9 protein-coding genes are annotated in these 12957 nt (G+C 66.9%); 3 read left to right on the top strand and 6 right to left on the bottom strand.

The features are described 5' to 3' along the window. Nucleotides 1-331: 331 nt before the first annotated feature. The gene (glnA, locus tag BMX32_RS06735; RefSeq protein WP_089975988.1) at nt 332-1744 is read left to right on the top strand and encodes a type I glutamate--ammonia ligase; all 1413 of its coding nucleotides are present in this window, start codon (nt 332-334) and stop codon (nt 1742-1744) included. Between the two features lie 90 nt (nt 1745-1834). Continuing rightward, the gene (locus BMX32_RS06730; protein WP_089975985.1) at nt 1835-2611 is read left to right on the top strand and encodes a glutaminyl-peptide cyclotransferase; all 777 of its coding nucleotides are present in this window, start codon (nt 1835-1837) and stop codon (nt 2609-2611) included. Between the two features lie 7 nt (nt 2612-2618). Here BMX32_RS06730 and BMX32_RS06725 read toward each other — a convergent pair whose 3' ends face one another. After that, nucleotides 2619-3026: a cupin domain-containing protein gene (locus BMX32_RS06725; protein WP_089975982.1), complete on the bottom strand. Its 408-nt coding sequence runs from the start codon at nt 3024-3026 to the stop codon at nt 2619-2621. A 189-nt stretch (nt 3027-3215) separates the two neighbouring features. On the opposite strand from BMX32_RS06725, the gene BMX32_RS06720 reads away from it, so the two are divergent. Continuing rightward, a complete protein-coding gene (locus BMX32_RS06720) occupies nt 3216-4394 on the top strand; it encodes an OprO/OprP family phosphate-selective porin (RefSeq protein ID WP_089975980.1) in 1179 nt (392 codons plus the stop codon). Between the two features lie 45 nt (nt 4395-4439). On the opposite strand, the gene BMX32_RS06715 is transcribed toward BMX32_RS06720, so the two are convergent. The 5 genes from BMX32_RS06715 to bglX form a co-directional block, all read right to left on the bottom strand. Continuing rightward, nucleotides 4440-5216 carry a 3-hydroxybutyrate dehydrogenase gene (locus tag BMX32_RS06715; protein ID WP_089975977.1) on the bottom strand — a complete coding sequence of 259 codons (777 nt, stop codon included), beginning with the start codon at nt 5214-5216 and terminating at the stop codon, nt 4440-4442. Between the two features lie 82 nt (nt 5217-5298). Next, nucleotides 5299-7002: an alpha/beta hydrolase gene (locus tag BMX32_RS06710; protein ID WP_089975974.1), complete on the bottom strand. Its 1704-nt coding sequence runs from the start codon at nt 7000-7002 to the stop codon at nt 5299-5301. 29 nt (nt 7003-7031) lie between these two features. Continuing rightward, nucleotides 7032-8717: an alpha/beta fold hydrolase gene (locus BMX32_RS06705; RefSeq protein WP_089975971.1), complete on the bottom strand. Its 1686-nt coding sequence runs from the start codon at nt 8715-8717 to the stop codon at nt 7032-7034. Between the two features lie 94 nt (nt 8718-8811). Further along, nucleotides 8812-10452, bottom strand: a complete 1641-nt coding sequence (locus BMX32_RS06700) for an alpha/beta fold hydrolase (RefSeq protein WP_089975968.1) — start codon at nt 10450-10452, stop codon at nt 8812-8814. 115 nt (nt 10453-10567) lie between these two features. Then, on the bottom strand, nt 10568-12745 hold the full coding sequence (gene bglX, locus BMX32_RS06695) for a beta-glucosidase BglX (RefSeq protein WP_089975965.1): 2178 nt from the start codon (nt 12743-12745) through the stop codon (nt 10568-10570). Between the last annotated feature and the right edge of the window lie 212 nt (nt 12746-12957).

The following is a 12957-nucleotide window of genomic DNA, read 5'->3' as shown; positions in this document are numbered from 1 at the left end:
GCGTCGTCATCCTGCCAGCGTAACGATCGTTGCGCCGGATCGATTCATCCGTGGATAGGCTCGGGGACCATGGGGGGAGGACACACTGCCGACCCGATGAGCTCGCTCGACGCCTGAGCGAGGCGCGCTGACGGTTGGACTGGCCGAGCGCGTCGAGGGCGCACTAGCCCCGTGCATACCGACCAACGATCGCACCATTCTGGTGCAACTACCGCCGCCCTGAGGGAGCGGTCTATGATGCGGAGGCTGGTCAGAGCCGATCCGTTCGACAGGGCGCTCTGGCACGACGCTTGCTCCTTCCCCGAAGCCCAACACCCATTTCGAGGTTTGTATGTCCGCCGTCTCCAAAGTGCTGAACCTGATCAAGGACGAGGAAATCGAGTTCGTCGACCTGCGCTTCGCCGACATCCTCGGCAAGCACCACCACGTGACGTTCCCGCACCATGCCATCGACGAGAGCACGTTCGAAGACGGCAAGATGTTCGACGGTTCGTCCATCGCGGGCTGGAAGGGCATCAACGAATCCGACATGGTCCTCATGCCGGACCCGGAAACGGCCCATCTCGATCCGTTCAGCGCCCACAAGCAGCTGATCATGCATTGCGACGTGCTCGAGCCGAGCACCATGCAGGCCTATGGCCGCGATCCGCGCTCCATCGCGAAGCGCGCCGAAGCTTTCCTGAAGTCGACCGGCATCGCCGACACGGCGTTCTTCGGTCCGGAGCCCGAGTTCTTCATTTTCGACTCGATCCGCTGGCAGAACGACATGGGCCGCGTGTTCTACGAGATCAACTCCGAAGAAGCCGCGTGGGCCTCGCGTTACAAGTACGACGGCACCAACACGGGCCATCGCCCGGGCGTGAAAGGTGGCTATTTCCCCGTTGCGCCGGTCGACAGCCTGGGCGACCTGCGCGCCGACATGTGCAAGGTGCTGGAGTCGCTCGGCCAGGTGGTCGAGGTGCACCACCATGAAGTCGCGAACGCGGGCCAGTGCGAGATCGGCACGCGCTTCAACACGCTGGTGAAGAAGGCCGACGAACTGATGACGATGAAGTACGTCATCAAGAATGTCGCCCACCAGGCCGGCAAGACGGTGACGTTCATGCCGAAGCCGATCGTCGGCGACAACGGCTCGGGCATGCACGTGCACCAGTCGCTGTCTAAGAACGGCGAGAACCTGTTCGCGGGCGACCTGTACGGCGGCCTGTCGCAGACGGCGCTGTGGTACATCGGCGGCATCTTCAAGCACGCCAAGGCCATCAACGCCTTCGCCAACTCCACGACGAACAGCTACAAGCGCCTCGTGCCGGGTTACGAAGCGCCGGTGATGCTCGCCTACTCGGCGCGCAACCGTTCGGCGTCGTGCCGCATCCCGTACGTGTCGAGCCCGAAGGGTCGTCGTATCGAGATCCGCTTCCCGGATCCGATGCAGTCGGGCTACCTGACGTTCACCGTGCTCATGATGGCGGGCCTCGACGGCATCCTGAACAAGATCGACCCGGGTGCGCCGGCCGACAAGGATCTCTACGACCTGCCGCCGGAAGAAGAGAAGAACATCCCGCAGGTCTGCGCCAGCCTCGACGAAGCGCTCGCCGCGCTCGACAAGGATCGCGAGTTCCTGAAGGCGGGCGGCGTGTTCACCGACGACTTCATCGACGGTTACATCGCGCTGAAGATGCAGGAAGTGACGCGCTACCGTGCCAGCACGCATCCGCTCGAGTTCCAGATGTACTACGCGATCTGATCGCTTCGGATCATCGTCGCATGCGGCAGAAAAGGGGCGCTTCGGCGCCCCTTTTCTTTATGATGCGGCGTCTGCCGTGGAGTCGCCCGATTGAAACCGCCCGCCATCCGTCTCGTCGTCGCGCTTGCCGCCCTCGCTGGCGCGCTGCCCGCGGCCGCCGCGTCGATTCCCGTCTATCGCTACAAGGTAGTACGCGCGTATCCGCACGACCCCGGCGCGTTCACCGAGGGCCTTTTCTACGACGGCGGGTTTCTCTACGAAAGCACCGGCGAGCCGGGCGCGTCGACGGTACGCAAGGTGCGTCTCGACGATGGCATCGTGGTACAGAAGGTCGACACGCCGCCGGGCTACTTCGGCGAAGGGATCGTCGCGTCCGGCACGAAGCTGGTACAGCTCACGTGGCAGGACGGCGTGGCGTTCGTGTACGACAAGGCCACGATGAAGCTGGTCGGCGGCTTTCGCTATCCCGGCGAAGGCTGGGCCTTCACGCGCGACGCGACGCACGTCTACATGAGCGACGGCACGCCGACGATTCGCGTGCTCGATCCCGAGACCTTCCAGCGCACGGGCAGCATCGAGGTCAGCGCCGATGGCGCGCCGTTGCGGAACATCAACGAACTGGAGTGGGTGAAGGGCGAGATCTACGCGAACGTCTGGCAGACGAACCGCATCGCCCGCATCGATCCGAAGACCGGCCATGTCGTCGGGTGGATCGACCTGACCGGCCTGCTCGATACGTCGCGGCTGGGCAACCCCATCGACGACGTGCTCAACGGCATCGCTTACGACGCGGCGAAGGATCGCCTCTTCGTAACCGGGAAACACTGGCCGAAGCTGTTCGAGATCAAGGTGATCCCACCGCGCTGACGTGGGCTCACGGGTCCGGTGTCGTCAGGGCCTTCTCGTCGCTGTCGACCACGAACACCGCCAGCAGCTTCGCTGGCTCCGTGCTGCTCGGGTTGCGGGCAGCGAGGTGGTGCGCGCCGGGATCCTCGTGAAAGCTTTCGCCGGCGGTGTAGGTGCGCGCGGGTTGCCCTTCCACCTGGCTCACAATGCGGCCCGAGACCACGTACGCGTAGATGAACGCGGAGTGGGCGTGCTTGTGCGGATGCGAGGCCGCGCCCGGCGGGAACAGCACCTCGACGGCGGTCAGGGACTTCCCGGGCAGATTCGGGATCGCCTCCGAGAAGTTCGGCTTGACCGTCTCGGAAGGTGCCGCAGCCTGGACCATTGTGGTCGTGGCGAGTAGGGCGAGCGAAGCAAGGATCGTTCTGGCGTGCATGACGTGGGCTCCGGTGGATGGCATCAGCTTGCGCGGACGATGGGCTCGGAAGAAGCACCAAAAATCGTGAATCGCCGTGTACCAAGGGCGTCGTATACTGCCCATTCGTGTCGAGGCCGCTCAGCCGCCGTCGACCATTCCATGCACGACCGCGCGGGCGCCATGCGCCGCGCCTTGTAGGGGCATCCTTTGAAGCGAATCATCCTCGGCGCGTTGGCGCTGTTCATGCCATGGGCCGCCAGTGCGGGTGACACCGCGTACGACTGGCGCACGAACTGGCCCACGCATCACGTCTTCGCGGACGGTACGGATCTCGGTCTCACGGTGAAGTACCAGTACGACATCGACCGTTTCTCGGAAGATGGCGGTGTCTTCGAGAACGCGCAGACGAACCGGCGCAAGGAGTTCGGTTTCTTCGTGCGCAAGAAGGGCGTCTACGACGCCACGGCGGTCTACGACTTCCAGGCGAAGGCCTGGCTCGATGTGTTCTTCCGGCTGCAGACGAAGGCACTCTTCGGCAGCGACCTCGGCGCCGTGCGCGTGGGTTTCATGAAAACGCCGGTCGGCTTCGAGGGCAATACCGGTACGGGAAGCACGTCGTTCCTCGAGGCATCGTTGCCCATGCAGGCGATTTACGCGAACCGCCGTATCGGTGTCGAATGGGCCTCGATCCAGAAGGCTTACCTCGTCCAGCTCGGGTATTACAACGGCGGCAACCTGCAGGGCGACCTCGACGGGCGCATGGTCGCGGGACGTGCCGCCTGGACGCCTCACAACGCGCCGGGCGACGTGCTCCACCTCGGCGTATCGGTGTCGCGCGAATCGCCCTATGGCAGCACCGACGGCCGTGGCCGTTACACCCCGCCCGGCGTGCGCCTGCGCGCGACGCCCGAAGCGGGACTCGCGACGCAGCGCCTCGTCGATTCCGGCGTCCTCAGCGTGGCGGACCACGTGGACCGTCGCAGCGCGGAGCTGTTGTGGATACAGGGACCGTGGTCGGTGCAGGGCGAATACCTCGATGCCCGCGTGAAACTGGACAAGAAGCCGGCGTACAAGGCGCATGGCTGGTATACGTTCGGCAGCTGGGTGCTCACGGGCGAGTCGCGCGGCTACAGCGCCGGCAACGTCGCCGACGTCGTACCCAAGGGTCCGTGGGGCGCCGTGGAAGTGCTGATTCGTTACAGCACCCTTGACCTCGACGATGGCCCGGTACTCGGCGGCACCGAGCACGACTGGACGCTCGGCGCCAACTGGTACCTCACGAAGTACCTGAAGCTTCAGGCCAACTACGTGCGCGCGATCAGCGACCGGCGCGACGTGCGCGTGGATCCGCGCATCATGGAGATACGCGCGCAGATCATGTTCTGATCCGCGCGCCCGTGACGCCAGGCCGCACGACGGTCCGGCCTTCGCCTACTGCATGTGCCAGCCGTGCGTGACGACGAGTGACTGGCCCGTCAGCGCGTTCGAGCGAAAGCCGGCGAGGAAGAGCGCCGCGTCGGCGATGTCCTCCAGCGTGGTGAACTCGCCATCGACGGTGTCGCGCAGCATGACGTTGCGTATGACGTCGTCTTCGGAAATACCAAGCTCGCGCGCCTGCTCGGGGATCTGCTTTTCGACGAGCGGCGTGCGCACGAAGCCGGGGCAGATCACGTTCGAGCGAATCCCGTCGGGCGCGCCCTCCTTCGCGATCACGCGGGCAAGGCCCAGCAGTCCATGCTTCGCCGCGACGTATGGCGCCTTGAACTTCGACGCCACGTGCGAATGCGCGGAGCCCATCAGGATGACGGAGCCACCCCGGCCGGATTCGACCATCTGCCGCATGGCGGCCCGGCTGGTCAGGAAGGCGCCGTCCATGTGGATGGCGAGCATTCGCTTCCAGTCCGCGAACGGCAGGTCGACCAGCGGGGAGATGATCTGCACACCGGCATTGCTGACGAGGATGTCGACAGGCCCGAGCTCGCGGCGCGTGCGCGCGAAGCCGTCGTCGACCTGCGCCTCGTCGGTGACGTCCATCGCGATCCCCAGCGCACCATGGCCGATCGCGGCGGCGGCCTCCGCGGCGCCTTCCGCGGCGATGTCGGCGACGACGACGCGCGCTCCCGCCTGCGCATACGCGCTCGCGATGGCGCGACCGATCCCGCTGGCCGCACCGGTCACGAGCGCCACTTTACCCTGCAGTTCGTTCATGCCTCGGTCTCCTGTTCGCACGCGCCATTATGCGGCCGGCCATGTCGCGAGGACATCGTACGAAGGTGCATCGAGCCTCGCGTCAGCTACGTTGCAGGCGTAACCGCAGTGCCTCGTGAAGATCGCCCGTCGTGGGCCAGGCACCCGGTTCGCGGATGCGTCGCGAGGGTGGGGACGGCCGGAAGTCGCACACGGTCGATCGCGCCGGAGGCAGTACGCCGGTCAGCAGATACCGGCCGACCCCTTTCTCGACGCATGGCGTGCCCGACATACCGAAGACGCCGTGGCCGAGCATGCCGCGCGAAACGATCATGCGAGCCGAGGGTAGTGCTTCGAGGGTCCGGCGTGCACCTGCGAGTGGCGTGGCGGCATCGTGCTCGGCATGTACGAGGAGCATGGGCGGTGCGGCGATCAGACCCGGCACGGGGAACGCGTCGACGGCGTCGACGGGCCAGTGGTGGCAGATGAGCCCCGTCATCACGCCGCCCCCGCCCTTGACCGGATATCGCGCAGCGGTCCACTGCGCCGTGGCCCGCCATTGCCGGATCGACTTCGTCCACGGCGTGTCGCCGCAGGTCGCGGCGAGATACGTGCCGATGCGTCTGCCGTCGTCGGTTTCGTCCGACGGACGAAGCATGTCGATGAAGCTCTCCGCGGCCGTGCGAATGGCCGTGTCGACGCCGGATACCGTACTGAAGCGATGTGCCTCCGCGCGCGTCCGCAGCCGCGCGCCCACCGTGTCCCAGTGCTCCCCGTCGAGCCACATCTGCCGCTCGTCGTCGATCCATCGGCCGAGCGTGAGGACGGCGGCGAGGTCTTCCGGGGTCTGCATCCTCGTCATCCAGGCGCGTCGGGCATGGGCGGCGATGCCGTTCAGTCGCGTCATGACGGCCTTCGTGTCCGGCTCGGTCACGCCGTAGGCAGGCATGGTCAATACCTGCCGGATGACGTGACGCTCGAACAGATCCTGCGCGACGGCCGGCAGCGTCTCGTGGATCTGCTCTACGGTCGCCGTGACATCCATGGACGAATCGAGAACGAATCGGCCCATGTGCTCCGGGAAGAGGACGGCATAGCGATACCCGACCCAGCTGCCATACGACACGCCGATATAGTTGAGCACCGGTTCGCCGAGGGAGCGTCGCGCATGCTCCATGTCGAGCACGTGCGCGCGTGTGCCCGCGTACCGCGCCATCGCCTGCGAACCGCAGCGCCGCGCGAACTCGCGCGCGTCACGCACGAAGCCGGCCCAGTTCCAGTCGGCCAGGTCGATGATCGGGTCGGGACCGCTGCCCAGGCCGGGTGCGTTTCCACAGGGATCGAACGATGGTCCTTTCAGGCCTCTGGGGACGACGGCAACGAGGTCGTACCGGTCGGCAAGACGCCGTTTGTCGCCATCGATGACGCTGTTCGCCGAGGCCAGGTTCCATGTGGCCGCGGTGAGGGGAAGGTAATCGGCAGGGTGCGCGCCGGGGCCTCCGAAGTTGAAGAAGATCGCGCCTTGCCGTTCGGCGGGCACGCCTGCCTTCACGCGGAGAACGGTGACATCGACGTACCCGGATTCCGGGCGAGCGTAAGAGAGCGGTGCCCGCATCGAACCACATTCGAGGCGGCCGCTCCACGCGGCGGTCCACTCCTCGCTGACGAGGTCCGCGGAACATGCCGACCAGTGGATGGTCGCCGGCGGAGGAAGGCTCGCCGCGGCGAGCGCGTTGGCCTGGAAACACTGGGCCGCGATGAGGGCGACGACGACCGGCAACGCCGGGCCGGAGATACGATGGCTCATGGGGGTGAATTCCTGATCGGGCGTCGGTGTCAGCTATGGCGTAGCGCGTCGCGCAGGTCCGCGCGCATGTCATGTGCCGGAGGCAGGTCGTGCGTTTCGCGCACGGGACGCGCAAGCGGGTCTTCGGGCACGTAGGCGCAATGATTGAAGCGTTCGACGGGAAGCTCGCCGGTGAGCAGGAAGATGCCTGCGGCACGTTCCACGCAGGGCGTGGCGGACAGACCGAAGACGCCATGGGCCCGCATGCCACGGGCGACGACGATACGGCTTCCCGGTGAGGCGTCGAACGCGTTCAAGGCGCCCTCCAGGGGCGTTGCCGGATCGAACTCCGCCTGCACGAGAAGCATCGGGCGCGCCTGAGCGAGCGCGGAAAGCGGCGGGGAGGGACGCGGAGTGGCTCGCCAGTGATGGCATATCAGACCCACGGTCACGGGGGCGCCGCTGCCCGTCGGAAACCGGGCGGCGATGGTGTTGGCCATGGTGCGAAGGTCGGCGGGCGACTTGCGCCACGCGGTATCGCCACATACGACCGCGTAGTACATGGACAGATCGCGGGGCGCTGCCGTGTGCGGGCGCAGAGGCGATGCCAGCGACGTCGCGGAAGCGCGTATCGCGGCATCGATCGCATCGTCGGTGCTGAACCGATGGGTTCCGATCCGCGCGAGCAACCGGACACCGAGCGAGTCCCATGCCTCGTCCGTCGTCCAGGATGCCATGTCGTCGCGTACCCAGTCGGCGAGGACGAGGGTCGCCGCGAGTTCCGCCGGCGATTCGATACGTGCCTGCCACGGGCCCCGCACGCGGGCGGGCATGGAGCTCAGGCGTTGCATGACGGCATCCGCGTCCGAACCGAGACCATAGGCGGCGTTGGCTAGCGCGGGCTGCAGGACCGTACGCCGGAACAGGCCGTGCTTCGCCGGCGCGTGCGCGGCGAGTTGTTGCTCGAACGTACCCGCGTAATTCATCACCGAGTCGAGGACGAAGCGGCCCACGTGACTCGGGAACGTGGCGGCGTAGTAGGCGCCGATGAATGTGCCGTACGACACGCCCAGGTAGTTGAGCACCGGTTCGCCGAGCGCGAGGCGCACACGTTCCATGTCGCGCACGTGCGCATACGCACCAAGGTGGTCTCTCAGGGGACTGGCACGGCAGGTATCCGCGAAATCTCGGGTGTCGCGGACGAAGCCCGCCCAGTTCCAGTCGGCCAGGTAAACCGTCGTATCGCGCCACGCAGGGATGCCGAGGGGCGTGGGGCAGGTAAACGGCGTGCTTCCCTTCAACCCGCGCGGGATCACGGCGATCAGATCGAATTGCTCGGCGATGCGCCGCTTCGGCCCATCGATCGGATGCGCAGGCGACGCCACCTGGAAGATCGCCGCCATTTCGGCCAGCAGGTTCTGCGGACTCACGCCAGGGCCGCCGAAGTGCATGAAGATCGCGCCCTGTCGCTCAGCGGGCAGGGCGGCCGCGACGCGCACCAGGCCGATGTCGATGTCGCCGGACGATGGATCGTCGTAGTCGAGCGGTGCACGCATGGTGCCGCACTGCAGTCGATCGCCCCAGGTGCGAATCCACCCGGGGTCGACGAGATCCGGTCCGCAACGGGTCCACGCGACGTGCGGATCGCTGGCAGGGGGTGCGCTATTCGCGTGGACGGAGAAGGGCAGGCATGCGGCGAGCAGCGCGAGCGGGAAAAGACGGCCGTGTCGTGTCATGGGTGGCGCTCCATTCGGGGAGCGCCACCGTAGGAGATGCCAGCTCAACGCGGGAGCGGGCGAACCTTAGTGAGCCGTAGGCGATGTCGGCAACTCAGAGCAGCCTCAACCGACGTGCGAGTTCGGCGCGTACCGCCGCCTCATCCGGACCGCGCAGGGAGGTCTTTGCGTGGGAGGATGATCGTGACGTGGCGACGTCGCAGCGCGTTTCGTGGGCGGCAGGCAATACGCCGTCGAGCAGGTAGTTGCCCACGGCGTTTTCGATGCACGGTGTGTCGGTCATGCCGAAGACACCGTGACCATACATGCCTTCAGCGACCACCATGTAAGCGCCCGGCGTCGCGGCGAAGGCTTTCCGTGCGATCGCGAGCGGCGTCGCGGGGTCGAATTCCGCCTGCACCATCAGGAGTGGCGTTGCCCGGGCGAGTGCGTCGTGTGGCGGACGGGCAAGCGGCGCGCTGGACCAGCGGCGGCATACGAGGCCCGCGACGACGCCATCGCCATTGGCTTCCGGTGTCGTCCCGGCGATCTGGCGTGCGACGACGCGGAGGTCGTCATCGGTCTTCCGCCAGGGCGTATCGCCACATACCACGCCGTAGTACACGGCCATGTCCGCGGGCGATGGATGGGGCCGGTCAACGAAGGCCATCGCGGCGGCGCGAATGTCGTCGTCCAGCGCCGGCACGTCGCTGAATCGGTGACGTTCGATGCGTTCGATCAGCGGTGCCGTGTCCGGCGTGCCCTGCTCGCGTAACCAGTCCGCGAGCGTCAATGCCGCGGCCAGCTGCGCGGCGTCGTCGATGCGGGACGCCCATGCTTCGCGGGCCCGATGCGGCATGGTGCGCAGTCGCCGCATGATCGCGTCGCCATCGCTGCCCAGCCCGTACCCGGGTTCCCTCATGGCGGGGCCGAGCGCCCTGCCTACGAACAACGCGTGGCGCTCGGCCGGGGTGTCGTCGAGCTGGTCTTCGAAGGTGCCCGCGAAGTTCATCGACGAGTCGAGGACCATGCGCCCCGTGTGCTCGGGAAAGACTGCGGCGTAGTAGGCACCGACCCATGTGCCGTAGGAGATCCCGAGAAAGTTCATCGCCGGCTCGCCGAGCGCGACGCGTGCCCGCTCCATGTCGCGCACGTGCTGCAGCGTGCGGACGTAGGGCTGAATATCGTCAGCGCAGCCTTTCGCGAACGCGTCGCTCGCCTCGACGAGTCCGCGCCATGCGTCGTCATCGGTGTCGACGGTGGGATCGTGCGCCGCTGCGAAGGCGGGACTCGGCGTGCATGCATACGTGGTGCCGCCTTTCAGGCCACGCGGGATCACCGCGACGAAATCGAAGCGATCGGCGATGCGCCGACGGTGACCGGCGACCGGTTCGCTCGCATCCGCCAGGGACCATGCGTAGTCGTACAGCGGCAGGAAGTCGAGCGGGTTGCCGCCCGGGCCGCCGAAATTGAAGAAGAGCGAGCCTTTTCGCGCCGGGCTGTCCGCGGCCTTCACGCGAACGAGCCCCACGTCGATCGTCCCCATGGCCGGATCGTCGTCGTCGCGTGCTGCGCGCATGCGGCCACATTGCAGGCGTTCGCCCAGCGCGTCGATCCACTCGGCCTCGACGAGATCCGTCGTGCAGGTGGACCAGCGGATGTCGCCCGCGGTGTCCTGCGCGTGCGCCCTCAGGACCGTGAGGGCGAGCGCGGACAAGGCGATGGCAAGGGGAAGGACGCGCGGACGTATGCGCATGGGCAGTGCTCCTTGAGGGGGAGCGCTACCGTAGGACGGCGCGACGGCGGACAGGATCGGTCGTTACAGACGGTCGAGGTAAGTCGACCCGGCGCGCGCGTCGCGGCCCCGGACTTCAGCTCGCCAGAAGCTCGAACATCGCGGCCTCGCCGGCGGCCGATGAACCTGCGATCCAGACGTCGAACGTACCGGCCTCGGCGTCGAAGGTCGTTCCGTCGCGATGAGTGAAGGCGAGGTCGCGTCGGGTGAGTTCGAATGCCACCTCTTCGGAGGCACCGGGCGCGAGCATGATCTTGCGGAACGCCTTGAGTTCGCGCACCGGCCGCACGCGACTCGCGACGCGATCGTGAACGTAAAGCTGCACCACTTCCTCGCCCGGGACGGCGCCGGTATTCGTCACCGTCGCGCTTACGACGATCGTCTCGTTCCACGCCACGTTCGCCTTCACGCGTGGCGCGGTGTAAGCGAAAGTGGTGTAGCTGAGACCGTGACCGAACGGATACAGCGCGTCGAACGTGATGTCGCGGTAGCGCGACTTGAATGCCGGCGGCTGGTCCGCCAGCTCCGGGCGGCCGGTGCGCGGATGGTTGTAGAAGTACGGCTGCTGGCCGGCATCCTGCGGGAAACTGACGGGCAGGCGCGCGGCCGGGTTGTAATCGCCGAAGACGACGTCGGCGATCGCCGGGCCCGTCTGGCTGCCGAGGAACCACGTGACGAGGATCGCGTTCGCGGCACGCACGGCGCCGGTGAGCGCGAGCGCGCGGCCATTCTTGAGCAACACCACGACCGGCGTGCCCGAGGCGACGACGGCCTCCGCGAGCGCCTGCTGCGCGGGTGGCACGACGATCTGGGTCCGCGACTGCGCTTCGCCCGAGTAATTCTGCGGTTCGCCGATCGCGAGGAGCACGACATCGGCACGTCGCGCCGCGGCGACGGCGGCCTCGATGCCACCGTCGATCGCTTCTTCGATGCCGGAACCCGCGACGACCTCGAGCGCGGAGGCGTCGTCCAGCGCGTCGCGGAGGCCGGTCTCGATGTTGACGTGGCGACGCGCATCACCGAAGAGCGTCCAGCAGCCTTCGAGATTGTCGACGTCGGCACCGAAGGGACCGACGAGGGCGATCTTCTGGCCGGCCTTGCGCAGCGGAAGCACGCCGTCGTTCTTCAGCATCACGATCGAACGGCGTGCGCCGTCGCGCGCGAGAACCGCGTGCTCCGCATCCTTCGACGTATCCGCCTCGACGGCGGCGTCGAGCGACCGATACGGGTTGTCGAACAGGCCGATGGCGTTCTTCACGGTGAGCACGCGGCGCACGCCTTCGTCGAGCACGGCCATGGGCACCTCGCCCGAGGCGACGAGTTCGCCCAGGTGATCGGCATAGAAACCGCTCTGCATGCTCATGTCGACGCCCGCGAGAAACGCGAGACGGGTGGCATCGCGCTCGTCGGCGGCGAAGCCGTGCGCGATCAGTTCCATGTCGGCGGTGTAGTCGGATACGACGAGGCCGCGGAAGCCCCATTCGCCGCGAAGGATGTCGGTCATCAGTTCGCGATTGCCCGATGCCGGAACGCCGTTGATGTCGTTGAACGCGCTCATGAACGTCAGCGCGCCGGCATCGAGGGCCGCCTTGAACGGCGGCAGATGGACGTCGCGCAGCGTCTGCGGCGAAATGTCCACGGTGTTGTACTCCATGCCGCCCGCGACCGCGCCGTAAGCGGCGAAGTGTTTCGGTGTGGCGAGCAGCGCATCGTCCGCGGTGAGATCGTCGCCCTGGAAGCCGCGGACGCGCGCGGCGGCGAACGCCGAGCCGAGCACCACGTCTTCACCGGCGGCTTCGGCGACGCGGCCCCAGCGCTGGTCGCGCGCGATGTCGACCGCCGGGGCGAACGTCCAGTGCACGCCCGCCGCAGTCGCTTCGACGGCGGTCACGCGCGCGGTGCGCTCGGCCAGGTCCGGTTCGAACGAGGCGGCTTCGCCCAACGGAATGGGAAACACGGTGCGCATGCCGTGGATCACGTCCGCGCCGAAGAGCAGCGGGATGCCGAGGCGGCTCTCTTCCACGGCGACGCGCTGAGCCTCCCGGCCCTCCGCCGCCCCGACGCCGTTGAACAAGGCACCGACGCGACCGGCCCGCACCTGATCGAGCACTTCGGCCGCGCCCTTCGCGTTCACCTCGGGATTGATGTCGGGCGCGAACGGCCGCACGGCATCGGCGAACACGCCCAGCTGGCCGACTTTTTCCTCGACGGTCATGCGGGCGATGAGGTCTTCGATGCGCGGGTCACGATTCATGGGTATGGCCTTGGGGACGAAATGACGGCGAAGAGGCACGTCAGGCGGGCAAGGATACCGGCATCGGCAGGCGAAGTGGGCACGTAAATCACGTTACACGTAAACGATTACGGCGTTGCGCCGCAATGTCTTCACTTGTGGCGATCGCCCCGCGACACGGTGAACTTCCCAGGCGACCGAGGCGCGACGTCGCCGTATCGTTAATTTGTTGT

The sequence above is a fragment of the Luteibacter sp. UNCMF331Sha3.1 genome (assembly GCF_900109915.1).
Classification (GTDB): Bacteria; Pseudomonadota; Gammaproteobacteria; order Xanthomonadales; family Rhodanobacteraceae; genus Luteibacter.
The sequence above is the reverse complement of the archived record's forward strand: the minus strand, read 5'-3'. Positions and strand labels throughout refer to the sequence as shown.

Bases quoted from the DNA above. Each gene is read 5' to 3' on its own strand.
- BMX32_RS06705 (WP_089975971.1), bottom strand. From the start codon at position 8,717: ATGACACGACACGGCCGTCTTTTCCCGCTCGCGCTGCTCGCCGCATGC.
- glnA (WP_089975988.1), top strand. From the start codon at position 332: ATGTCCGCCGTCTCCAAAGTGCTGAACCTGATCAAGGACGAGGAAATC.
- BMX32_RS06710 (WP_089975974.1), bottom strand. From the start codon at position 7,002: ATGAGCCATCGTATCTCCGGCCCGGCGTTGCCGGTCGTCGTCGCCCTC.
- BMX32_RS06715 (WP_089975977.1), bottom strand. From the start codon at position 5,216: ATGAACGAACTGCAGGGTAAAGTGGCGCTCGTGACCGGTGCGGCCAGC.
- bglX (WP_089975965.1), bottom strand. From the start codon at position 12,745: ATGAATCGTGACCCGCGCATCGAAGACCTCATCGCCCGCATGACCGTC.
- BMX32_RS06725 (WP_089975982.1), bottom strand. From the start codon at position 3,026: ATGCACGCCAGAACGATCCTTGCTTCGCTCGCCCTACTCGCCACGACC.
- BMX32_RS06700 (WP_089975968.1), bottom strand. From the start codon at position 10,452: ATGCGCATACGTCCGCGCGTCCTTCCCCTTGCCATCGCCTTGTCCGCG.